The organism is Ensifer sp. GW821-FHT05G01 (assembly GCF_059419585.1).
Genome location: NZ_JBWKSC010000012.1, coordinates 122,369 through 143,290, shown reverse-complemented (window position 1 = coordinate 143,290; position 20,922 = coordinate 122,369). Strand labels below are relative to the sequence as shown.

21 protein-coding genes and 1 pseudogene are annotated in these 20,922 nt (G+C 62.1%); 12 read left to right on the top strand and 10 right to left on the bottom strand.

The features are described from left to right. Window positions 1-189: 189 nt before the first annotated feature. The 5 genes from AC07UR_RS25780 to AC07UR_RS25760 form a co-directional block, all read right to left on the bottom strand. Window positions 190-1,221 carry a peptidoglycan -binding protein gene (locus AC07UR_RS25780; RefSeq protein WP_173423622.1) on the bottom strand — a complete coding sequence of 344 codons (1,032 nt, stop codon included), beginning with the start codon at window positions 1,219-1,221 and terminating at the stop codon, window positions 190-192. Window positions 1,222-1,224: 3 nt separating this feature from the next. Continuing rightward, complete coding sequence (locus AC07UR_RS25775; protein WP_173423623.1) at window positions 1,225-2,328, bottom strand: MotA/TolQ/ExbB proton channel family protein; 1,104 nt, start codon at window positions 2,326-2,328, stop codon at window positions 1,225-1,227. A gap of 254 nt (window positions 2,329-2,582) precedes the next feature. Continuing rightward, window positions 2,583-3,383: an inositol monophosphatase family protein gene (locus AC07UR_RS25770; RefSeq protein WP_209791609.1), complete on the bottom strand. Its 801-nt coding sequence runs from the start codon at window positions 3,381-3,383 to the stop codon at window positions 2,583-2,585. Between the two features lie 275 nt (window positions 3,384-3,658). Further along, complete coding sequence (locus tag AC07UR_RS25765; RefSeq protein WP_173423625.1) at window positions 3,659-4,879, bottom strand: tetratricopeptide repeat protein; 1,221 nt, start codon at window positions 4,877-4,879, stop codon at window positions 3,659-3,661. Between the two features lie 9 nt (window positions 4,880-4,888). Beyond that, entirely contained in the window at window positions 4,889-5,542 is a 654-nt protein-coding gene (locus AC07UR_RS25760; RefSeq protein ID WP_209791608.1) for a thiamine phosphate synthase, read from the bottom strand. Window positions 5,543-5,644: 102 nt separating this feature from the next. Between AC07UR_RS25760 and AC07UR_RS25755 the strand changes: the two genes are divergently transcribed. Continuing rightward, window positions 5,645-6,424, top strand: a complete 780-nt coding sequence (locus AC07UR_RS25755; protein WP_209791607.1) for a sulfite exporter TauE/SafE family protein — start codon at window positions 5,645-5,647, stop codon at window positions 6,422-6,424. Window positions 6,425-6,521: 97 nt separating this feature from the next. Next, the gene (locus tag AC07UR_RS25750) at window positions 6,522-6,782 is read left to right on the top strand and encodes an ArsR/SmtB family transcription factor (RefSeq protein ID WP_077500648.1); all 261 of its coding nucleotides are present in this window, start codon (window positions 6,522-6,524) and stop codon (window positions 6,780-6,782) included. 161 nt (window positions 6,783-6,943) lie between these two features. On the opposite strand, the gene AC07UR_RS25745 is transcribed toward AC07UR_RS25750, so the two are convergent. Then, window positions 6,944-7,117 (bottom strand): YdcH family protein, encoded by a 174-nt coding sequence (locus AC07UR_RS25745; RefSeq protein ID WP_065780944.1) that lies wholly within the window; start codon window positions 7,115-7,117, stop codon window positions 6,944-6,946. Window positions 7,118-7,329: 212 nt separating this feature from the next. Here AC07UR_RS25745 and AC07UR_RS25740 point away from each other — a divergent pair, with 212 nt between their 5' ends. The 6 genes from AC07UR_RS25740 to AC07UR_RS25715 all read left to right on the top strand — a co-directional run bounded on the left by AC07UR_RS25740 (window position 7,330) and on the right by AC07UR_RS25715 (window position 11,554). Then, entirely contained in the window at window positions 7,330-7,533 is a 204-nt protein-coding gene (locus AC07UR_RS25740) for a YdcH family protein (protein ID WP_077500646.1), read from the top strand. A 53-nt stretch (window positions 7,534-7,586) separates the two neighbouring features. Continuing rightward, on the top strand, window positions 7,587-8,051 hold the full coding sequence (gene purE, locus AC07UR_RS25735; RefSeq protein WP_038576471.1) for a 5-(carboxyamino)imidazole ribonucleotide mutase: 465 nt from the start codon (window positions 7,587-7,589) through the stop codon (window positions 8,049-8,051). Continuing rightward, window positions 8,048-9,097 carry a 5-(carboxyamino)imidazole ribonucleotide synthase gene (locus tag AC07UR_RS25730; RefSeq protein ID WP_209791606.1) on the top strand — a complete coding sequence of 350 codons (1,050 nt, stop codon included), beginning with the start codon at window positions 8,048-8,050 and terminating at the stop codon, window positions 9,095-9,097. Before purE ends, AC07UR_RS25730 begins: the two co-directional genes overlap by 4 nt. A 176-nt stretch (window positions 9,098-9,273) precedes the next feature. Continuing rightward, entirely contained in the window at window positions 9,274-9,399 is a 126-nt protein-coding gene (ykgO, locus tag AC07UR_RS25725; protein WP_053249625.1) for a type B 50S ribosomal protein L36, read from the top strand. A gap of 80 nt (window positions 9,400-9,479) precedes the next feature. Next, window positions 9,480-10,094, top strand: coding sequence for a tetratricopeptide repeat protein (locus tag AC07UR_RS25720; protein WP_173423629.1), 615 nt, complete (start codon window positions 9,480-9,482; stop codon window positions 10,092-10,094). Window positions 10,095-10,537: 443 nt separating this feature from the next. Then, window positions 10,538-11,554 (top strand): alpha/beta fold hydrolase, encoded by a 1,017-nt coding sequence (locus AC07UR_RS25715; RefSeq protein WP_209791604.1) that lies wholly within the window; start codon window positions 10,538-10,540, stop codon window positions 11,552-11,554. On the opposite strand, the gene pyk is transcribed toward AC07UR_RS25715, so the two are convergent. Together pyk and AC07UR_RS25705 are read right to left on the bottom strand one after the other, a co-directional pair. After that, a complete protein-coding gene (gene pyk, locus AC07UR_RS25710) occupies window positions 11,551-12,990 on the bottom strand; it encodes a pyruvate kinase (RefSeq protein ID WP_173423631.1) in 1,440 nt (479 codons plus the stop codon). The two genes, AC07UR_RS25715 and pyk, sit on opposite strands and share 4 nt — an antisense overlap. After that, window positions 12,990-13,370, bottom strand: a pseudogene (locus AC07UR_RS25705) (DUF1036 domain-containing protein); the annotation flags it as partial. The gene pyk and the pseudogene AC07UR_RS25705, both read right to left, overlap by 1 nt. Before the next feature lie 288 nt (window positions 13,371-13,658). On the opposite strand from AC07UR_RS25705, the gene AC07UR_RS25700 reads away from it, so the two are divergent. From AC07UR_RS25700 to AC07UR_RS25690, 3 genes are all read left to right on the top strand, one after another. After that, window positions 13,659-14,453, top strand: coding sequence for an N-formylglutamate amidohydrolase (locus tag AC07UR_RS25700; RefSeq protein WP_209791602.1), 795 nt, complete (start codon window positions 13,659-13,661; stop codon window positions 14,451-14,453). 19 nt (window positions 14,454-14,472) lie between these two features. Then, complete coding sequence (locus tag AC07UR_RS25695) at window positions 14,473-14,778, top strand: DUF1244 domain-containing protein (RefSeq protein ID WP_209791600.1); 306 nt, start codon at window positions 14,473-14,475, stop codon at window positions 14,776-14,778. A 124-nt stretch (window positions 14,779-14,902) separates the two neighbouring features. Further along, window positions 14,903-15,169, top strand: a complete 267-nt coding sequence (locus AC07UR_RS25690) for a DUF2312 domain-containing protein (RefSeq protein ID WP_025424796.1) — start codon at window positions 14,903-14,905, stop codon at window positions 15,167-15,169. Between the two features lie 77 nt (window positions 15,170-15,246). Here AC07UR_RS25690 and AC07UR_RS25685 read toward each other — a convergent pair whose 3' ends face one another. Together AC07UR_RS25685 and AC07UR_RS25680 are read right to left on the bottom strand one after the other, a co-directional pair. Continuing rightward, window positions 15,247-17,115 carry a peptidoglycan L,D-endopeptidase MepK gene (locus AC07UR_RS25685; protein WP_209791598.1) on the bottom strand — a complete coding sequence of 623 codons (1,869 nt, stop codon included), beginning with the start codon at window positions 17,113-17,115 and terminating at the stop codon, window positions 15,247-15,249. A gap of 180 nt (window positions 17,116-17,295) precedes the next feature. Then, window positions 17,296-18,837, bottom strand: coding sequence for a sigma-54-dependent transcriptional regulator (locus tag AC07UR_RS25680; RefSeq protein WP_173423635.1), 1,542 nt, complete (start codon window positions 18,835-18,837; stop codon window positions 17,296-17,298). A 187-nt stretch (window positions 18,838-19,024) separates the two neighbouring features. Between AC07UR_RS25680 and AC07UR_RS25675 the strand changes: the two genes are divergently transcribed. After that, window positions 19,025-20,884: a M3 family oligoendopeptidase gene (locus tag AC07UR_RS25675; protein WP_173423636.1), complete on the top strand. Its 1,860-nt coding sequence runs from the start codon at window positions 19,025-19,027 to the stop codon at window positions 20,882-20,884. The last annotated feature ends 38 nt before the right edge of the window (window positions 20,885-20,922 follow it).

Genomic DNA, 20,922 nt, shown 5'->3' with positions numbered 1-20,922 from the left:
AAGGCGCCTCCCCGCATCCCCCCCGGAGATGCAAGTTTCACTCGCCTTCAGGAAGGCCGGCTCTCTCCAGCATCCCCGAAGATGCAAGCGTCGTGCATCCCTCGGTCGAAAGTGTTACGCGCACGTCAAGGTCAATTCAAGGGTACGGAGTCAGGAGGTCGACGCGAACGTCGTCTCGGTCAGCGCGAGCTATTTCTCGGTCAGCTTCAGCTCGATGCGACGGTTCTGCGACCGCGCCTCGACGCTGTCGCCCTCGGCGATCGGCTGATACTCGCCGAAACCGGCCGCAACCAGCCTATCGGCCGGCACGCCCTTCGAGATCAGGAACTTGACGACGGATGTGGCACGGGCAGACGAAAGCTCCCAGTTGTCGGCATAACGACCGGTGCCCGAAAGCTGGACATTGTCCGTGTGCCCGTCAACGCGCAGCACCCAGTTGATCTCGGCTGGAATTTCCTTGGCAAGGTCGAGCAGAGCCGAGGCGAGCTTGGCCATTTCGACCTGCCCCTCGGGATTGAGCTCGTTGCCGCCCGAAGGGAAAAGCACCTCCGACTGGAAGACGAAGCGGTCGCCGACGATACGGATGTTTTCGCGATCGGACAGGATCTCACGCAGTCGACCGAAGAAATCCGAGCGATAGCGGTTCAGCTCCTGCACCCGCTGCGCCAGCGCGACATTCAGCCGGCGGCCGAGATCGGCGATCTTGGTCTGCGAGGACGCGTCCTTGGCTTCGGACGCCTGCAAGGCTTCCTCGATCGCCGCGATCTGGCTGCGCAGCGCCGCGATCTGCTGGTTCAGAAGCTCGATCTGGCTCATGGCGCGAGCGCTGGTCTGGCGCTCGGCGTCGAGCTCGGCGCCGACGCGTCCCAGCTTCTCATTGGCGGCATCCGCGCTGCCGGCGCCCTTGTCGAGCAGGGCCTGAAGGCGGGAGCGTTCGCCTTCCGACTGGGAGAGCGAAGCCTGCAGATTGGCAAGCGAATCTTCAAGATCCTGCTTGCCGCTCTTTTCAAGCGCCAGCAGCTGCGTCAGTTCGTTGATCTGGCTGTTCAGCCGCGTCAGAACCTCGTCCTTGCCGCTGATCTCGCGGCTGAGCAGGAACTGAGCCAGCACGAAGACGCTGAGCAGGAACATGATCGACAAGAGCAGCGTCGATAGGGCATCGACGAAGCCTGGCCAATAATCGATGGTGCGCTGTGTGCGGCCTTTGCGGGCAAGCGCCATGGATCATTCCCCTCCGGTGTCGTCCGCATGGCTGTGTTTGGCCTGCGATCCGGATTTCTCGCCGTTCACCGAAATGCGCTCGGAGTGGCCGATGCGTGTCGTCAGCTTGTCCAGCGTCTTGCGCATGGCCTTGGCTTCTTCCTGCTGCGCCTCGATCCAGTCGCGCAGCATCTGCTGTTCGCCGCGCATGTTCTTGACCAGGCCCTGGATGCCCTCGGCAAGGCTCGCCATTGCCGCCGTCGTACGCTGGTTGGAGCCGCCTTCATGGTTGAGACGGACGAGCTGGTCGGTCAGCCGCTTCAACTCTTCCACCGGCGCACCGGTCGGAAGGCCACCGTCGATCGACAGTTCCGAACCGACGTCGGTGACGGAGGACAGCCAGTTTTCAAGCTCGGTATAGAAACGGTTCTGCGCCCGGCCGGCCTGCAGATCGAGAAAGCCGAGGATCAGCGAGCCGGCAAGACCGAAGAGCGACGTCGAGAAGGCCGTGCCCATGCCGGTGAGCGGCGCCGAAAGGCCCGTTTTCAGGGCGCCAAGTACATCTTCGGTGCTGCCGGAACCGGCATCCAGCGACTGGATGACGGTATTGATCGAGCCGATGGTGCCGAGCAAGCCCCAGAAGGTGCCGAGCAGGCCGAGGAAAACGAGAAGACCGGTCAGGTAGCGCGTGGTGTCGCGCGATTCATCCAGACGCGTCGCAATCGAATCCAGGATCGACCTGAGCGCCGTCGTCGAAATCGCCGTCTGGCGACCACCGATCAGCGCGCGCATCGGCGCGAGCAACACCGGGTCACGCCCGACCTTGTCGGCGCTGCCGGCGGCGCGGAACGAATTGAACCAGCGCACTTCGGGGCGAAGGCCGAGCACGTGATTGAACGCCAGGAGGATGCCGATCAGCAGCACCCCGAGGATCAGCCCGTTGAGGCCCGGATTGGCGAGAAAGGCATTGTGTGCCTGCCGAAAGAGAATCGCGCCGACGAAACCGACGATGATCAGGAAGATCACCATGGTCCAGAAAAAGTGCATGGGGCTCGAAAGCTTATGCGGATTGTAATCTGCTTCCACGCCTTCCCGACCGTCCCACCCGGACAGATGCAGTTTCGTCATGGGTATACCATTCTCCCGGTTGCATTTGGCGGAACGGTGCCGCGACGCGTCGGAGCCTACTGCATAATTCCTCAAATCGGAATCGATTTAAGGAGAAAGTTATGCTGCCGGTTTGAAGCGCGGTAGCGTCCATGGCGCGTGATGTTTGACGCGGAGCGCTGTAGGCGAACTTTGCGCCGAATTGAAGGAAAAACAAAAGCCTCCGACGCGTGGTGCACCGGAGGCTTCGCAGCCATGAAACGAATGACCGTTGATTATTTCGTCGGGATTGGACGGTGAACGACGTCGCGCAGCGCCTTGGTGATGTACTCGTTGCCGCAGACGATCGAACCTTCGTCGACCGGCTTGGAGCCGCCGTCGATATCCGTCGACCAGCCACCGGCCTCGCGGATAAGAAGCACGCCGGCCGCGATGTCCCAGGCAGCGAGGTCGCGCTCCCAGTAGCCGTCGAAACGGCCGGCGGCGACATAGGCGAGATCGAGCGAAGCCGAGCCCATGCGACGGATGCCGGCGACTTCGCCCATCACGTGACGCAGCTCGATCAGGTATTTGCCGTGATTGCCGCGACCGAGATGCGGTGTGCCGGTGGCGATCACCGCATCCGACAGGGCCTTGCGCGCTGCCACGCGCAGACGACGGTCATTGAGGAAGGCGCCGCCGCCGCGCTCGGCCGTATAGAGTTCGTCCGTCGCAGGGTTGAACACGACGGCACCGACGATCTCGCCCTGGCGTTCGAGTGCGATCGAGACAGCGAAATGCGGAATGCCGTGCAGAAAATTGGTGGTGCCGTCGAGCGGATCGACGATCCAGCGATGGGCGCCATCCGTGCCGATGATCTCTTCGCCTTCTTCGCCTAGGAAGCCATAGGTCGGACGTGCCTTCAGCAGTTCTTCGCGGATGAGCTTTTCAGCCTTGCGGTCGGCCTGCGATACGTAGTCGCTTGGCCCCTTGAGCGAGACCTGCAGGTTCTGGACTTCACCGAAATCGCGCGCGAGCGACTTGCCGGCCTTGAAGGCGGCCTGGACCATGACATTGAGAAGAGCTGAACGGGCCATCTGGCGATCCTTGTGAAGCGAAGGCCGATCGAGCCTTCTCGATCGGACATTGAACCTGTGTGACGAAACGCGAAGCGCCTGCCGTTCGGGCAAGGCTTGTCATCGAGTTCCGTCGTCAAAAAACCGAGTGAAGATCACTCCGCCCTGGGGCGTGCCGGAAGCAATGGCGCCAAGGGCTAAAATCGGGGCTTCAAGACCACAAAAGCCCCGAAAGTTCAAGAGAAATAGCGCCTGACCCCACCGAACGGTCGAGATTCAGGCGCCAGAAATGCTGGTCAGGTCGAGCGAAACTTGTTGGCCGCGCTGAGTGCCGCCTTCTGCTGCTGCTCGTTGAGACCAAGGTAAAAGTCTTCCAGCGCATCATCCTTGAGGCCGGCGCGGCGCGACAGCACATACCACTTTGCGGCTTCGACCGGATTGGGCCGGGTGCCGATGGCATTGACATAGAGATGCGACAGCCGGTTCTGCGCCACGACATTGCCGCCTTCCGCCGCCCGCTTCATCCAGCCGAAACCGTCCTCCAGGTTGCGATCGCCGGCGATGCCTTCGATCATCCAGATGGCGATGTCGAGCTGCGCCGTATCGTAACCGGCATGGGCGGCGCGAAGCAGCCACCCTCTCGCCCTTGCCCGCTTGCTCTCGTCGATGCCATCGACGTTGAGGTAGATCTGCGACAGCGCATATTGCGCGTCGGCGATCCCCTGCTCGGCCGATTTTTCGTAGTAGGGCATCGCCGCCTTGAGGCCCTTGGGCCCGGGGCTGTCGGCCACCAGCGTCTGGCCGTAGTTGAACTGGGCCGATGCATTGCCGAGATCAGCCGCCTTCTTCATCAGTTCTTCGGATTTCTTCCGGTCGCGCTTGACGTAGCGCCCCTCCATCAGGATCAGCGCGTATTTGAACATCGCCGCCGGGTTGCCGTTCTCTGCCGCCTGTCCGTACCAGAACGCCGCCTGCTTGGCATTGCGTACGACACCGAGGCCCTGTTGCAGGATCTCGGCAACAAGCGTCTGGGCCGCCGGATCGCCAAGCTGGGCCCGCGGAAGTGCCAGATCCATCGCCGTCAGATAGTAACCGCGCTGGAAAGCGCCGTAGGCTTCGTCAACCTTGCCGGCAAACGGCTTTTCCGCCGGCAAGGCCGGCAACTCCGCGCCCATGCGGTCGAAGACGTTGACGCCTTGTGACGGCACCGTGCCGTCTCCGGCCTTCTTCTTCGCTACCGGATCACCCGGCTTGCCCACAGGCTTGCCGGCGGCAGTGCCGTCTTCCGGCATCGCTGCGCCATTGAAGGGCGTGATGCGGCCGCGTTTGGCAGCGCCGCTGTCATCGCCATTGACGCCTTCACCCGGCACATCGGCCGGCTTTTCCGGCACGGGCACCGATTGCTCCTGCGCAGGAACTGGCTGTTCCTGCGCACGCACCGGCGTCGTCGCGACGGTAGCGGCGGCGGCAAGGAGGGCAACGCCCCAGCTGAGCTTTGACGACTGTCGGTACAACATCGACACGTCTTAATCTTCAAACCGTGGCGCTTTTTCGTCAAGAAGCGCGTTGACGGCGGCAACGACCGAGGGCGCCTGCTCAGGCTCGCCGAAGACGGCCAGACGAAGGGCAACGAACTCGGCCCCGGTTTCGGCAGCCGCCAGCGCCGATTGCGGATCCGTACCGCCCATGACGATGCAGGGGATCTCGATCATCGAGGCCCACCATTCGGCCAGCGCCAGGTTTTTCGGATGCGCATCCGGCTTGATGTCGCCGTCGGTCTTGCCGAAGAACACATAATCCGGGCGCACTTCGCCGACTTCCAGCGCATGATGACGGTCGGCCGCGTTGCCACCGCCGACGATGAGTTTCGGCGTATGCTTCTCGATCGCCTCGCCGAGCACTTCGGCATTGCCGGAAATGTGCAGGCCGTCGGCCTTGACGCGCCCGGCCACGCGGCTGTCGCCGTCGATCAGCGCAGCAGCGCCTGCCTCCTGGATGATCGGCACAAGAAGCTCGGCATGTTTCTGGAACTCGCCATCGTCGAGGCCGTATTGCGGCACGATCACCGAAGCGACGTCGCCGCCCTTCAGGGCGTCGGCAAGCACCTTGGCGCGTTCCGCCGGATCGGCGATATCGGGTGCGATCAGCACCAGGCGGCAGCGTTCACTTGTCTTGCTCATGACATCCATTTCCGGCTGTGCCCGCTCGACGGCGGAAACCAGCGCTCGATTTCGTTCGGGAAAACCGATAGACGGAGACGTCAAAAGGATCAACCGCCACCGATGCTTCCCGACCTCGACTTCTATCTCGTCGCCATACCGGCGGTTCTTCTCGTTGGCCTCAGCAAGGGCGGCATGGGCGAGGCCCTTTCGCTGATGGGCGTGCCGATCCTGTCCATGGCCGTCTCACCGGTTCAGGCGGCAGCGCTGCTTTTGCCGATCCTGATTGCGATGGATCTCGTCTCGCTCTGGATGTGGCGCAAGCATGGCGATCGCAAGACCCTGATCATGCTTTTGCCCGGCGCCATCGCCGGCATTCTCATCGGTTGGGCGACATCGGCCTATGTCTCGCGCGACTATCTGCGGCTGATCATCGGCCTTATCACCGTGCTGTTCGTGCTGCGCTATGTCTATAATGTCTGGCGCATGCGCAATGGAATTACAATCAAGCCCAAGCTGCAACGGGCCGGGCCGGCGACACTCTGGGGCTCGTTCGCCGGCTATGGCAGCTTCGTCGCCCATGCCGGCGGTCCGCCGTTTCAGATCTACGCGCTACCGCTGCAGCTCGATCCGCGCGAATATACCGGCACGATCGTTCGCTTCTTCGCCATCCTCAATGCCGTCAAGCTGATCCCCTATTTTGCACTGGGCCAGCTCGACATGAGCAATCTGAAAATCTCCGCGACGTTGTTTCCGCTGGCGATCGTCGCCACCGTCTGCGGCGCCTTCATCGTTCGCCGCATGAAGCCGCAGATCTTCTATCCGTTCATGTATAGCATGGCCTTCATCGCCGGGCTCAAGCTCTTGTGGGATGGCCTCAACAGCCTGCTGGCCGGGGCCTGAGCGTATCAAAGCGAACCATCATATTGCATGGCAAAATGAAAATGCCGCAATGCACAATTTTCTTGCCGCCCCGCCAGAATTCGCTTAACGTCGGCTCATGACCATTGCGGACCCTTTCGATGCTATCGCGGATCCCAACCGGCGTTACCTGCTGGAGGAATTGCGGCGTGCGCCGAAAACGGTCAACGAACTGGCCGTGGGATTGCCGATCAGCCGCCCTGCGGTATCGCAGCACCTGAAGGCTCTCCTGGACTGCAATCTGGTTTCGGTCGAAGCCAATGGCACCCGGCGAATTTACGCGATCAACCGCCCCGGCTTCGACAGGCTCAACCTTTGGTTGGATCAGTTCTGGGCGTGATCCTCCGGTGGAAGCGTAACCGCCGCCTGACACAAAACGACCGGGCATCAAACCCGGTCGAGCGATCCGTATCTTCCGTTGAGGGGATTGGTTGTGAACCTTGTCGCGTCGTCTCCTTGGAGAGGACACCTCCCGTTGTTACTGGGAATTACCGTTCATAATCAGTGAGTCGAGGAGCGAAGCCTTTCGATTTCGTCCTTGATGCGCAGCTTCCTTCGCTTGATGTCGCTGATCATTTCGTCCTCGGTGGAGGGCTGGTTCATTGCTGCATGAAGCTCCTGCTCCAATGCGCCATGTTTTTTCTCAAGCGTTGCAAGATGAGCCTCAATGGTCATTGGCAGTCCCTTCCTTTTGCTTGCATCCGGCAGGTAAATGCCGGATGTTCCATGGTTGTAACCTTACTACTGTGCCACGCCATTTTTCATTTGTCGAAGGCGAAATGATGACGACGGATAACTTCCCGTTACCGCCCAAGATGTGATAGAGCGGCGCATGAAATTCCGGTTCGAGGAGGACTTCGCAACCGGGCTGATGGGGATCGCTTTGCATGCCGGACCAGGACCAGGCCGAACTCAGATTGACCGCAGCGCGGCTGAGGCAGGAACATGAAGACTATGATGCTGCCATCAACGCCATGATCCAGACCGGCTGCGATGCGCTGAGAGTTCAGCGCATGAAGAAGAAGAAGCTGGTCATCAAGGACAAGATCACCAAGATCGAAGACCAGATCATTCCCGACATCATCGCCTGAAGCGGAACCTTAAAGACGTGCTCGACACCACGACCCCACCCGTCGCCATCATCATGGGAAGCCAGTCCGACTGGGAGACGATGAAGAACGCCGCCGACACCCTCGACGCGCTCGACATCGCCTATGAAGCCCGCATCGTCTCGGCACACCGTACGCCCGACCGGCTCGTCAGCTTCGCCAAAGGCGCGCGCGACGAAGGCTTCAAGGTCATCATCGCCGGCGCCGGCGGCGCTGCCCATCTTCCGGGCATGTGCGCATCGATGACGCCGCTGCCGGTCTTCGGCGTGCCCGTGCAGTCGAAAGCGCTCTCCGGCCAGGACAGCCTTCTCTCCATCGTGCAGATGCCGGCCGGCATCCCTGTCGGAACGCTGGCGATCGGCCGTGCTGGCGCCGTCAACGCCGCACTGCTGGCCGCAGCCGTGCTGGCGCTCAGCGACAACGACCTGGCCGACCGTCTCGACGACTGGCGCGAGCAGCAGACCGTTGCCGTCGCGGAATATCCGGTAGACGACGCATGACCACCATCGGCATCATTGGCGGCGGCCAGCTCGGCCGCATGCTGGCCATGTCTGCTGCACGGCTGAACTTTCGCACCATCATCCTCGAGCCGCAGCCCGACTGTCCGGCAGCGCAGGTGGCAAACAAGCAGATCGTCGCCGCCTATGACGATGACGAAGCGCTCGATGCCCTGGCGGCCGCCTGCGACATCATCACCTACGAATTCGAAAACGTGCCGGTCGCGGCTGCCGCGAGACTTGCGCGCGCCCGGCCGGTGTTTCCGCCGCCGAAGGCACTGGAAGCCGCCCAGGATCGTCTGGTGGAAAAGCGCTTCCTCAACGACAGCGGCATCGTCACCGCCCGGTTTCACGCCGTCGACAGCCAGGCCGATCTCGAAGCCGCACTTGCCGACTTTGGCGGTTCCGGCGTCCTGAAGACCTGCCGCCTCGGCTACGACGGCAAGGGTCAGCGCGTGTTCCGCTCAGAACAGGACAGCCCGCAGGGCGCTTTCGCAGCACTCGGTTCCGTGCCCTTGATCCTCGAGAGTTTCGTGCCGTTCGAACGGGAAATCTCCATCATCGCTGCCCGCTCGGTCGATGGCGCGGTCGCCTGTTACGATCCGGCAGAAAACGTTCATCGCAACGGCATTCTTCACACCTCAACCGTGCCCGCCGCCATCAGCGCGGCGACCGCGGAAGCTGCGCGCGCTGCGGCCAAGGCGGTCCTCGATGCGCTCGGTTACGTCGGTGTCATCGGCGTTGAGTTCTTCGTGCTTGCCGACGGCAGCCTCGTCGCCAATGAAATGGCGCCGCGCGTGCACAATTCCGGCCATTGGACGGAAGCGGCCTGCATCGTCTCGCAATTCGAGCAGCACATTCGCGCCGTGACCGGCCTGCCTCTCGGCAATCCTGTCCGCCACTCCGACTGCGTGATGCAGAACCTGATCGGCGACGACATCGACGACGTGCCGGCCTGGCTTGCCAAGGACAACGTCTTCGTCCATCTCTACGGCAAGACAGAAGCGCGGCCGGGCCGCAAGATGGGTCACATCACCCGCCTGACGTGAGCCTCAAAGCCACAGAAATGCGGGGCAAGGCGCCGAAATCCGGCCTCTTGCGGTTGACACAACTGGGGTGACACGGTATTTGCCATCCCACCTTACGGAGCGCGCTGCATGGCGCGCTTTTGATTGTTAGAAATACCGGGCGAATTTTGTTTCCCCGAAACCTGCGGATCAGGAAAATGAAGATCAAGAATTCGCTCAAGTCGCTGAAGACCCGCCACCGCGAAAACCGTCTGGTTCGTCGCAAGGGCCGTATGTATATCATCAACAAGCAGAACCCGCGCTTCAAGGCACGTCAGGGCTGAAGCCCAGACTGGTTTCTGTTGGCACCTCGCTTCGGCGATGTCCCAGAATTGATTTTGAAACTATTCCGTGGCGAGCTAACATGCTCGCCATGCGAGTTTTTGTACCCTTGATTCTGGCGTGTACCGCCCTCCTCTCCGCCTCAGTTGGAGTCGGCACCCTGGCTTTCGCCGCAGAGACGGCGCCGGAAACCGAGGCCGCCAGCCTCACCACTCCCAAGCAACGCGTGGACGCCCTGTTCTCCGACCTGAAGAAGGAACGAGACGCCGACAAGGCGCGCGAGCTCGCCAACCAGATCCGCATGGAATGGCAGGATTCCGGCAGCGCCACGGTCAACCTGCTGATGCAATGGGCCGACAAGGCGATCGCCGACAACAAGCAGCCGGCAGCGCTCGATATTCTCGACCAGGTCATTACGCTGGCCCCCAGCTACGTCGAAGGCTGGAACCGCCGGGCCACGCTTCATTACATGATGGGCAACTATCGCAAGTCGATGTCCGATATCAATCACGTCCTGTCGCTGGAGCCACGCCACTTCGGCGCGCTCACCGGCATGGCCGAAATCCTCGGCTCGGCCGGCAAGGACGAGCTGGCGCTGAGGGCGTGGGAGCAGCTCCTGGCGATCTATCCCGCCGACCGAAAGGCGCAGGAGCAATTGGGTGAGCTGACCGAAAAGCTCGCGGGCAGCAAGACGTAAGCCCGCCGGATGTCCTCCGTCGGAGCAGCGATACACCGCTGCCCTTCGCAATGGGCATGCGGACAAAAGCGCCTGTTCCTGTCGCGTGACCCGAAGGCGAAAGGCTTCAAGGCATCATGAGTGAGCGGTACGCCGCGCCTGTCTCCTGACGGCTCTGAACTCAGCCCGCTCGCTTTTTCACCGAAACCCGCTGACAAAGCTGCGCCTGGGTCAAATGCAGCGGCATCGCAGCCGATCAAGTCGCCGCCCCTCCCGTATTGACCACCGATCGGTAGAATCGTCGGTACAGTAAAGGCGCCGCTGATACGCGTTGCCGGAATTATTCTCGCCCGTCAGCGCACCGTCGACGAAATCTGGCCACGATGGCTGTGCATGAGCCGAGTGGCATCGCCATCCGTCCCCTGAAGGTTTGACACTGCCGAACGAGAGGATCCACCGAGACAATGGTTCTAGCCGCCCTGTTCATCGTTGCCCTCACGCTTGTCGGTATTGCCTACAGCCTGCGCAGCGCGCAGTCCATCAGCGCGCGCTTCCCGAACTCGGGTGAGCTGATCAACGTCGGCGGCTTCCGCATGAACAGCGTCCATCGGCCGGCGACGGCAACAGCCGACTTGCTGCCGCTCGTCTTCATCCACGGTGCCAGCGGTAATCTGCTCGATCAGATGCATGCCTTTGCTCCCGCCTTCGAGGGCCGCGCGGAAATGCTGTTCGTCGATCGGCCTGGCCACGGTTACTCCGAACGCGGCGGACGGGAGAATGACCGGCCCGACGGCCAGGCGGACGCGATTGCAAAGCTGATGGAAAGAAGAGGCATGGCCCGGGCGATCATCGTCGGCCACTCCTTCGGCGGGGCGATTGCCGCAAGCTTCGCCCTTCACCATCCGGAAAAGACGGCTGGCCTCGTCTTGCTGGCGCCGGCGACCCATCCCTGGCCAGGCGGCGTCGACTGGTACTATCGGCTGACGGCCCTGCCCTATGTCGGCTGGCTGTTCGCGCACACACTCGCCGCGCCGATCGGCCTGAGAAGGATCGACAGCGGCACGCGTTCCGTCTTCTATCCCAATCCCCGGCCCGCCGACTACATCGACAAGACGGCGCCCCAGCTCGTGCTACGGCCGCTGGCCTTTCGCAACAACGCCGTCGATGTCACCAATCTTCATGCCTATGTCAGCGAGATCGCGCCGCGATATCAGGAGATAGCCGCACCGACGATCATCGTCAGCGGCGATAGTGACGATATCGTTCTCGCCGACATCCATTCGCGCGGCCTGGCGCGCGACATTGTCGGATCGGAACTGCTGTGGATCGGCAATCTCGGCCACAAGCCCGACTACGTCGTCACCGACGTCGTCGTTGCCGCCGTGGAAAAACTCTCCGGAAGATCGATCGACCTCGACAAAATAACAAGGCGGGCCGAAGCCCGCCTTATCATGCAACCCAAGGAAGAGAGCGGCCGTTAGATGCCGCTCATGCCGTCCGAGCCGATATAGGCTATGCGCAGCATATTGGTGGCGCCGGGCGTACCGAGCGGCACACCGGCCGAGATGATGACGCGTTCGCCGGGCTTGCCGAAACCCTCGTGAGCCACGATGCGGCAGGCGCGGTTGACCATGTCGTCCAGATCGGTCGCATCCTCGGTGACGACGCAATGCAGGCCCCAGACGACCGAAAGACGGCGGGCGGTCTGCACGATCGGCGAGAGCGCGATGATCGGCACCTGCGGGCGCTCGCGCGCGGCGCGAAGGCCCGTCGTGCCGGACGAGGTGTAGCAGACGATCGCCGACAGCCGGAGCGTCTCGGCGATCTGGTGGGCCGCCAGCGAAATCGCGTCGGCACCAGTTGCCTCAGGGGGCGTGCGCTGCGCGTAGATGATGCTGGAATAGTGCGGGTCGCGCTCGACGTTGCTGGCGATCGAGGCCATGGTCGAGACAGCTTCCACCGGATATTCGCCAGAAGCGGACTCTGCCGACAGCATGATGGCGTCTGCGCCTTCGAAAACAGCGGTCGCAACGTCGGAGACTTCGGCGCGCGTCGGAACCGGCGCGGAGATCATCGATTCCAGCATCTGCGTGGCGACGACCACCGGCTTGCCGGCGCGGCGACATGCGCGCGTCAGCTGCTTTTGCAGGCCCGGAACGGATTCGAGCGGCATTTCGACACCGAGATCGCCACGCGCCACCATCAGCGCGTCGGAGAGCTCGATGATTTCGTCGATGCGCTCGAGCGCCTGCGGCTTTTCAATCTTGGACATCAGGCCGACGCGGCCGCGGGCGATCTTGCGCACTTCGGCCAGGTCCTCGGGACGCTGGACGAAGGACAGCGCCACCCAGTCGAACTCGCCGGTTGCCAGCACCGCATCAAGGTCGGAGCGATCCTTGTCAGTCAGAACGCCGACGGCCAGCAGCGTGTCGGGAAGGCTGACGCCCTTGCGGTCGGAAATCTTGGTGCCGGCAACAACCGTCGTGACGATGCTCTTGCCGTCGGTCTTTTCAGCGCGCAGATGCAGCTTGCCGTCGTCGATCAGCAGGCGATGGCCCGGCTTGACCGCTTCGAGGATCTCCGGATGCGGCAGGAAAACGCGGGTGCTGTCGCCGGGCTCGTCCTTGTTGTCGAGGGTAAAGGTCTGGCCGACCTTGAGCTCGACCTTGCCCTCGGCAAACTTGCCGACCCGCAGCTTCGGGCCCTGCAGGTCGCCGAGAATGCCGATCGGGCGGCCACAGCGCGCTTCGACGGCGCGGATGCGCTGCACCAGCGTGCGCATCACGTCGTGGCTTGCATGGCTCATGTTGATGCGGAACAGATCAGCCCCTGCCTCGTGCAGCTTCTGGATCATCTGCTCGTCGGAAGACGCCGGTCCGAGCGTGGCGAGGATTTTGACTTTTCTGTTCCGCTTCATCAATTCTGGCTTTCCTGCGTGCCGGGCGTATCGGAGAGCTGAACCATCCAGCTCCCTTGCCGCCCCGTGTCGTATTCCTTGAATCCCATCCGCTGGAAGCCGCGGGCAAAGCAGTCCTGCACGCCCGAGATCTTGAATTCGTTTTCAGCGACGCACATGTTGACGTCGCCGGTCCAGCGACCACCACGGGCCGCGTCTTCCGCGTAGAGATAATAGTATCGCGATTGAAGTTCGCCCTCGATCAGGGTCGCACAGGTGGTCGCAGGAACCTGCCACCACCCCTCGGTCACCCAGCCTTCCTTGGCGCGGTAACCGATCGCCACGCCAACAAGATTTTGCGTGCCATTGCAGACGCGAAAATCGGCGCGGGCCTCGCCGGCAAATAGGAATGAGCCTGAAATCGCCAGGGAAAACAGGAGCATCGCCCCCAATGTCGACAGCCCCGACTTCGCTTTGGAAAATGGATATCTGGACACGGTTTCCAATGGAACTCCGTTTTGATTTGCGTGGCCTTTCTTGCGACGACCAGCCCGGAAAGTCAACGTAACTCTAATCGATTACATCGGGCTAATTGGGTGTCGATTGCGCAAAACAGTTGCGTTTTTCTTGTGAATGTCGCCGACGCATGCAATCAAAAAGCACAACCCCCGAAAGCAGACTGGAACGGCATGCAGTCCTATTCGCCCTATGAGATTATCGAAGCCAAGCCCACAACCGGCCTCGTGCTTCTCGCCGATCACGCCATGAACCGCCTGCCGGAAGAATATGGCAGCCTCGGCCTGCCGGAAGCGGCATTTCAGCGACATATCGCCTACGATATCGGCGTCGAGCACCTGGTCCGCCGGCTTTCGGCCATGCTTGACGCTCCGGCGGTTCTCGGATGTTTTTCGCGGCTTCTGATCGACCCCAATCGTGGCGAAGACGACCCGACGCTGATCATGAAGATTTCCGACGGCGCGATCGTGCCGGGAAACCATCCGATGACAGACGAGGAATGGAACAGCCGGCTCAATCGTTTTCACCGCCCCTATCATCGCGCGGTGGCCGAGACGCTGGAGCGAAGTGCGGCAGCGTCGGGTGGTGCGCCGCTGGTCATTTCCATCCATTCCTTCACGCCCGCCTGGAAAGGCGTTGCCCGCCCCTGGCATGCCGCCGTGCTCTGGGACAACGACCCGCGTGCCGTGCGACCGCTGATCGAGAAGCTCGAGGCGCCGGGTGACATCGTCGTCGGCAATAACGAACCCTATGACGGCGCGCTGCGCGGGGATACGATGTTCCGCCACTGCATGGCGCCGGGCATTCCCCACGCGCTGATCGAGGTCCGGCAGGACCTGATCTCCGACGAGGCCGGCATTGCCGCATGGGCCGATCGGCTTGCTCCTGTTCTTGCCGACCTCAACGCCCGCCCGGACCTGCATCGCTACGAGCGGCACCCGTCACGCACCGGCGCCTACGATACCTAAGACGAGGAAAGATTGGATCATGACCGAGCTCACCCCTAACCAGCAGACCGCCTTCGAAGCCGCCGCCTTCCGGCGGCTCGTTGCCCACCTGCGCGAACGCAGCGACGTGCAGAATATCGATCTGATGAACCTGGCCGGGTTCTGCCGCAACTGTCTGTCCAATTGGTATCGGGACGCGGCCAACGAGGCAGGCGTCGCACTCGACAAGGAGCAATCCCGCGAGATCGTCTACGGCATGCCCTATGAGGAGTGGCGGACGCTGAACCAAAGGGAAGCATCGAGCGAACAGAAAGCCGCCTTCGAAGCCAGCCGCCCCAAGGAATAAAGCCCAGCGGCGGGCGGTCGCCACGGAAATGCCGGCGTTGTTGCGCAATGGCCCTTGACCTTGGCCGCCGTTCGCGGCACGTCACGGCACCCAAGAATTTCATTCCCCGCAAAAGGAGAAGACCATGTCAGATGCACACGGCGTCGCACGCGACCAGCTCCGCGCTTTCATCGAACGGATTGAGCGCCTGGAAGAAGAAAAGAAGACCATCGCAGACGACATCAAGGACGTCTACGGCGAAGCCAAGTCCACCGGCTTCGATGCCAAGATCTTGCGCAAGGTCATCTCCATCCGCAAGCAGGACGCCGACGAGCGCATGGAGCAGGAAGCGATCCTCGACACCTACCTGCAGGCGCTCGGCATGATCCCGGCCGCTGCCGAAGAAGAATAATTTCTTCTGCAATCTTCAACAAAAAACCCGCCGGTTCTCGCCGGCGGGTTTTTTGTTGGGTCTCGGTTGCGTGAAGCTCAGTTGGTGCTGAACTTCTTCACTTCCATGAAGTTGACGGCGTTGCCGCTGAAGCGGGCCGTATCGACCGTTGTTCCGGCTGTGCTGTTGAAACCAGCTGCATAAACTGTCGTCGGGGCGGTCCGCAGCGTCTTTGAGACGAAGCGCGGTGCCTTCACGGGCTTGGAAAGCGTGGCGACACGGCCGGCCGAAAGCGCCCATTCGGAGATGATCTTCTTCGTCAGCTTCGGCTCGGTGCGAACCGACGAACGGGTCGCAGCCTCAGCATCGTGCTTCTTCGGACGGCCACTCTTTACCGGGGCTTCCGCCTGGGTATCGAAGGCGCCGTCAAAGGCATTGGCACGACCATTCGTCGAGGCCTGCGGCGCATAGGCAGCCATTTCCACCGGCTGCCGCACCGGCTCGCGCTCGGCCGGTGTCGGGGCTGCAAGTGCGACACGTGTCGATGCCTGGGCCGCGGTATCACGCGGCGGCTCGGCAGAGGCCAGAACCGGACGCTCTGCAAAGGCAGGGACCGCAACCTTGGCGTCCGCGACAGCGGCAAGGGCCGCATCGCCAGCCGGGCGCATGGCCGGCACAGGCACGAAGCCGAGCGCCTGCATGTCGGTTGCCAGCGGATCGACCGAGGCGACAAGCGTTTCGCCGGCAGCAGCGTTCACACCACCACGATCGAGCATCTGCGGAACCGGCACCTTGACCGAAGCCAGGTCGGCAAATTCGCTCGGCATTTCAGGCGTCTGCGGCAGGGCAGCAGCCAGCGCGTCCTGCGCGGCGTTCTTCTGCGGCGCCACCAGTGCCACCGCTACGCCACCATCCGAAGGATCCTTGAAGGCCGGACGAACGGCTGGAACCGGCGCATTGATGTTCTGATCGGCAGCAACCGTCGGCTGCTGCTCGGCGGCAACGGAACCGGCGACGCCAGGCAGCGCTTCCTGAGCGGCGGGGGCCGAAGCCGTCTGCACCTTGGCCGGCGCTTCACCGCCTTCGTCGTCGGAGCCCGGACCGGCTGCGATTGCCGTGGGTTCTTCATCCTCGTCGCCGCCACCGCCAAAGAGCATGGCAAACAGGTTGCCGCGGCGCTTGCCGCTCTCGGCATCGCCCGCCTTGGCGCCGCCACCGGCAACTTCGATCGCCGAAGCGCCGACACGACGCTTGTAGTCGGCAACGGCCTGGTTATAGCCCGGCAGCGGTTTGCCGTCGGAAGGAACATGCATGGTCTTGCCGTCGGGGAAGAGACGGGCGAGTTCGTTGCGGGTCATGCGCGGCCAGGCGCGAACGCCGCCGACATCCATGTGCACGAACGGAGAACCCGACGTCGGATAGTAGCCAACGCCACCAACCTGGAACTTCATGCCGATTTCACGCACCGTCTTCAGCTTCACGTCGGGGATGTAAAAGTCCATCGCCTTGCCGAGCATGTGCTGGCTTTTCTTGGCAACGCCCTTGGAGCGCGAGCGCAGCATGCCGTTGGTGGCCGGCGAACGATAGGCTGACACAACGTGGATGTAATCGCGCGAGCCGCTCTTGGTATAGACTTCCCACACGAGGTCGAGCAGGCGCGGATCCATCTTTGTCGGCTCGTTGCGACGCCAGTCGCGCAGGAACCTGTTGATCTGCTGCAGGCCCTTCGGGTCGTAGCGACCGTTGCGCTTGAAGGTGATCTGCGCCTTTTCCTGCGTATGGATGAAATAGAGCTTGAGCGTGCGCGTCTGGCCGGCAGCCTCGACGGGAGGCGCCATGCCAGGGGTAACCAGCGATACCGCGAGGGCGATGGATGTCAGAACCTGCGGCACCTTACGGGTCATCGCCGAGCAGAGTCTGCTAGCTAAGGAGCCGAGAGGCTTCTTAAAACCGAACAAATTTGGCATTCAATCCCCGTCCGACGGACAACCGTGCTTCGCTGTCTCAGATGACTGTCAAATAAGGTGACAGCATGGCATATATGCCACAGTCGTCACCGCCCCTTATAATATAGTGAATACTTCACTAACAAGGTCTAAACGGCAGTGATCGAATTGCACGGCTAATGAATCGTGAATGCGTCGATTTTATGCCGCCTCGCGCAGGGGATTGTCGGGGTCGATGCCGTAATCCTTGAGTTTTCGGTAGAGCGTCGACCGGCCGATACCGAGTTTACGGGCCACCTGGCTCATCTGGCCCCGATAGAATTTCAGCGCAAAACGAATCAGTTCCTCCTCCACTTCGGCAAGCTTGCGCACGTCTCCACCCTCGTCGACGCTGGCAATTGCGTTCTCCATACGGCCGTCGTGAGATGCATCGGCCTCCATCGATTTCGCCGCGCTGGCGTAATCGGGGTAGACGTTTGCAGCCGGGTCGACAGCTGCGGGGCGCTCAGGCCCGGCATCGCCCCAGGAAAAGCCGGAGCGGTCGGAAACGACGTAGCCGGGGATCTGCGTCGCGATCTGCGGGAAGTCCTTGACGGTCAGCTCGCCGCCTTCGGCCAGAACGACCGCGCGGAAGATTGCGTTCTCCAGCTGGCGGATATTGCCCGGCCAGTCATAGGCGGTGAGCAGTGCCATCGCACCGCTCGAAACGGTGAGCGGCGTGCTGAGCCTCTGCTCGGATGCGAACCGGTCGACGAACGAGCGCACAAGAACCGGAATGTCCTCCTTGCGCCGGCGCAACGCCGGAATGGTGATCGGAAAGACGTTGAGACGATAATAGAGATCCTCGCGGAACCGGCCCTCGCGCACCTCGTTGATGAGGTCCTTGTTGGTCGCCGAGATCAGCCGCACGTTGACCCGATGCGGATGGCGCGCGCCGATCGTCTCGATTTCGCCCTGCTGCACCGCACGCAACAGCTTCACCTGCACTTCAAGCGGCAGGTCACCGATCTCGTCGAGGAACAGCGTGCCGCCATCGGCATCAACGAATTTGCCGCTGTGCTTTTCGGAGGCACCGGTAAAGGCGCCCTTCTCGTGGCCGAAAAGAATGCTCTCGACCAGATTGTGCGGGATGGCGCCGCAGTTGACGGTGATGAACGGCTTGCCCGAGCGGTCGCTGGCTGCCTGGATCGCCCGCGCCACCATTTCCTTACCGACGCCCGATTCGCCTTCGAGCACGATCGGAATGTTGGATTGCGCAGCCCGTCGGGCAAGATCGATCACCCGGATCATCGCTGGGCTCGCCGACACGACGTCATCGAAGCCGACAGCGCCGCCGCGCGGGCGGCGCGAGGTTTTGACCTTGCCGTCGCGGCTCGCCATCTTCAATGCATTGCCGAGCGCCACAGACAGCCGCTCGGGCGAAACCGGCTTGACCAGGAAGTCGAAGGCACCGGCCTGCATCGCATGGACGACGGTTTCGATGCCGCCCTGCCCGGTCTGCACGATCACGGGCGTATCGACGCCCCGTTCCGCCAGCGCATCGAGAAAGCCGTGGCCGTTCATTTCGGGCATCAGCAAGTCGAGAAGGATGACGTTGATGATGCCGCCCTTGCGCTCCAGCAGCTCCAGGCCGCTGCGGCCATTGTCGGCGAGATGCGCGACATGACCGAGACGCTCGATCATGTTCGTCAGCAACCGGCGCTGCACCGGATCGTCATCGATGACAAGAATGTGTGATGTCACGGAAGCCTCCTGCTTTGGACACGCGGTACTTTTGGCCAACGTCATGTGCCAAATCACGTCAGGCATCTGTGCCATAAAGGGCTGAACATCATCTTTTGAGAAATGCTTGCATTTTATCCATTGCCGGCGATAGCAATGGGACCCGTATCGCTTGCCTCTTCCTGCCACGAACGAGAGAAATCCGACGATGACCTTCCGCACCTTCGCCCTCGAGAAAACCGTCGTGCATGCCGCCGCCGGCCCCGCCCAGGGCGCTGCGGCCGGGCTCGGCGATCTGCCCTCCTGGCGGCTGGAGGATCTCTATCCGTCCGCAACCTCGGACGCCTTCCGCTCGGACATGAAGAAGGCCGAAGCGGATTCCATCGCGTTCGAGGCCAAGTGGAAAGGCAAGCTCGCTGCCGCCGCGGAGAAGGCAGGCAACGACGGCATCGGCGCCGCCGTCAAGGAATTCGAGGCACTGGAAGACATTATGGGACGCATCGCGTCCTTTGCCGGCCTCACCTATTTCTCCGACACCTCCAAGCCGGAAAACGGCAAGCTCTATGGCGACGTGCAGTCGAAGCTGACCGACATGTCGGCACATCTCCTGTTCTTCTCGCTGGAACTCAACCGCATCGACGATGCCGTGATCGACGCAGCACTTACCAACGACAGCCTGGCTGCGCACTACAAGCCCTGGCTTCTCGACCTGCGCAAGGACAAGCCCTACCAGCTCGACGACAAGCTCGAGCAGCTTTTCCTCGAGAAGTCGATGACCGGACCGGCCGCCTTCAACCGCCTGTTCGACGAGACCATGGCGTCTCTGACCTTCACCATCGACGGCGAGACGATGCCGCTCGAAGTGGCGTTGAACCTGCTGCAGGATCCGTCGACCGAAGTGCGCAAGAAGGCGGCGATGGCGCTTGCCGAAACCTTCAGGGCCAACATCCGCACCTTCACGCTGATCACCAACACGCTCGCCAAGGACAAGGAAATCTCGGATCGCTGGCGCGGCTTCGAAGATATCGCCGACAGCCGGCATCTGGCCAATCGGGTCGAACGCGAGGTCGTCGATGCGCTCGCAGAAGCGGTCAAGACAGCCTATCCGCGCCTTTCGCATCGCTACTACGCCATGAAGGCCAAGTGGCTCGGCATGGAACAGATGGATTTCTGGGACCGCAACGCACCGCTGCCGGAAACGCCGAACGCGCTGATCTCCTGGAACGAGGCAAAGGACACGGTGCTTTCTGCCTATCACGCCTTCGATCCCGAAATGGCCGCGATCGCCCGCCGCTTCTTCGACGACAGCTGGATTGATGCGCCGGTGCGCCCCGGCAAGGCGCCCGGCGCCTTCGCCCACCCGACCGTTCCGTCGGCGCACCCCTACGTGCTCGTCAACTACATGGGCAAGCCGCGCGACGTGATGACGCTCGCCCACGAGCTTGGCCACGGCGTGCACCAGGTGCTCGCCGGCGAACAGGGCGCATTGATGGCTTCGACGCCCCTGACCCTTGCCGAGACCGCGTCAGTCTTTGGCGAAATGCTGACCTTCCGCGCGCTTCTCGACCAGACCAAGGACAAGCGCGAGCGCAAGGCCATGCTCGCCCAGAAGGTCGAGGACATGATCAATACGGTCGTGCGCCAGATCGCCTTCTACGAATTCGAGCGCAAGCTGCATACGGCGCGCAAGGAAGGCGAACTGACCGCCGAGGATATCGGCAATCTGTGGATTTCGGTGCAGGCGGAAAGCCTCGGGCCGGCGATCCGGATTTCCGAGGGCTACGAGACCTACTGGGCCTATATCCCGCATTTCATCCACTCGCCCTTCTATGTTTATGCCTATGCCTTCGGCGATTGCCTGGTGAACTCGCTCTATGCCGTCTACCAGAACGCCGAAAAGGGCTTCCAGGCGAAGTACTTCGAGCTTCTGAAGGCCGGCGGCACCAAGCACCATTCGGAGTTGCTGGCTCCCTTTGGCCTCGACGCCACCGATCCGTCGTTCTGGGCACAGGGTCTGTCGATGATCGAAGGGCTGATCGACGAACTCGAGGCGCTTGATAAGGCGTGATCCGCGGCGAACCCGTGGTCGACCACTGAATAGGCTGT

Coding starts and splice junctions, on each gene's coding strand:
- AC07UR_RS25675 (WP_173423636.1), top strand. CDS start 19,025: ATGACCTTCCGCACCTTCGCCCTCGAGAAAACCGTCGTGCATGCCGCC.
- ykgO (WP_053249625.1), top strand. CDS start 9,274: ATGAAGATCAAGAATTCGCTCAAGTCGCTGAAGACCCGCCACCGCGAA.
- AC07UR_RS25700 (WP_209791602.1), top strand. CDS start 13,659: ATGCAGTCCTATTCGCCCTATGAGATTATCGAAGCCAAGCCCACAACC.
- AC07UR_RS25730 (WP_209791606.1), top strand. CDS start 8,048: ATGACCACCATCGGCATCATTGGCGGCGGCCAGCTCGGCCGCATGCTG.
- AC07UR_RS25685 (WP_209791598.1), bottom strand. CDS start 17,115: ATGCCAAATTTGTTCGGTTTTAAGAAGCCTCTCGGCTCCTTAGCTAGC.
- AC07UR_RS25745 (WP_065780944.1), bottom strand. CDS start 7,117: ATGACCATTGAGGCTCATCTTGCAACGCTTGAGAAAAAACATGGCGCA.
- AC07UR_RS25740 (WP_077500646.1), top strand. CDS start 7,330: ATGCCGGACCAGGACCAGGCCGAACTCAGATTGACCGCAGCGCGGCTG.
- AC07UR_RS25755 (WP_209791607.1), top strand. CDS start 5,645: ATGCTTCCCGACCTCGACTTCTATCTCGTCGCCATACCGGCGGTTCTT.
- AC07UR_RS25780 (WP_173423622.1), bottom strand. CDS start 1,221: ATGGCGCTTGCCCGCAAAGGCCGCACACAGCGCACCATCGATTATTGG.
- AC07UR_RS25765 (WP_173423625.1), bottom strand. CDS start 4,879: ATGTTGTACCGACAGTCGTCAAAGCTCAGCTGGGGCGTTGCCCTCCTT.
- AC07UR_RS25720 (WP_173423629.1), top strand. CDS start 9,480: ATGCTCGCCATGCGAGTTTTTGTACCCTTGATTCTGGCGTGTACCGCC.
- AC07UR_RS25690 (WP_025424796.1), top strand. CDS start 14,903: ATGTCAGATGCACACGGCGTCGCACGCGACCAGCTCCGCGCTTTCATC.
- AC07UR_RS25770 (WP_209791609.1), bottom strand. CDS start 3,383: ATGGCCCGTTCAGCTCTTCTCAATGTCATGGTCCAGGCCGCCTTCAAG.
- AC07UR_RS25760 (WP_209791608.1), bottom strand. CDS start 5,542: ATGAGCAAGACAAGTGAACGCTGCCGCCTGGTGCTGATCGCACCCGAT.
- AC07UR_RS25715 (WP_209791604.1), top strand. CDS start 10,538: ATGGTTCTAGCCGCCCTGTTCATCGTTGCCCTCACGCTTGTCGGTATT.
- AC07UR_RS25695 (WP_209791600.1), top strand. CDS start 14,473: ATGACCGAGCTCACCCCTAACCAGCAGACCGCCTTCGAAGCCGCCGCC.
- purE (WP_038576471.1), top strand. CDS start 7,587: ATGGGAAGCCAGTCCGACTGGGAGACGATGAAGAACGCCGCCGACACC.
- pyk (WP_173423631.1), bottom strand. CDS start 12,990: ATGAAGCGGAACAGAAAAGTCAAAATCCTCGCCACGCTCGGACCGGCG.
- AC07UR_RS25750 (WP_077500648.1), top strand. CDS start 6,522: ATGACCATTGCGGACCCTTTCGATGCTATCGCGGATCCCAACCGGCGT.
- AC07UR_RS25775 (WP_173423623.1), bottom strand. CDS start 2,328: ATGACGAAACTGCATCTGTCCGGGTGGGACGGTCGGGAAGGCGTGGAA.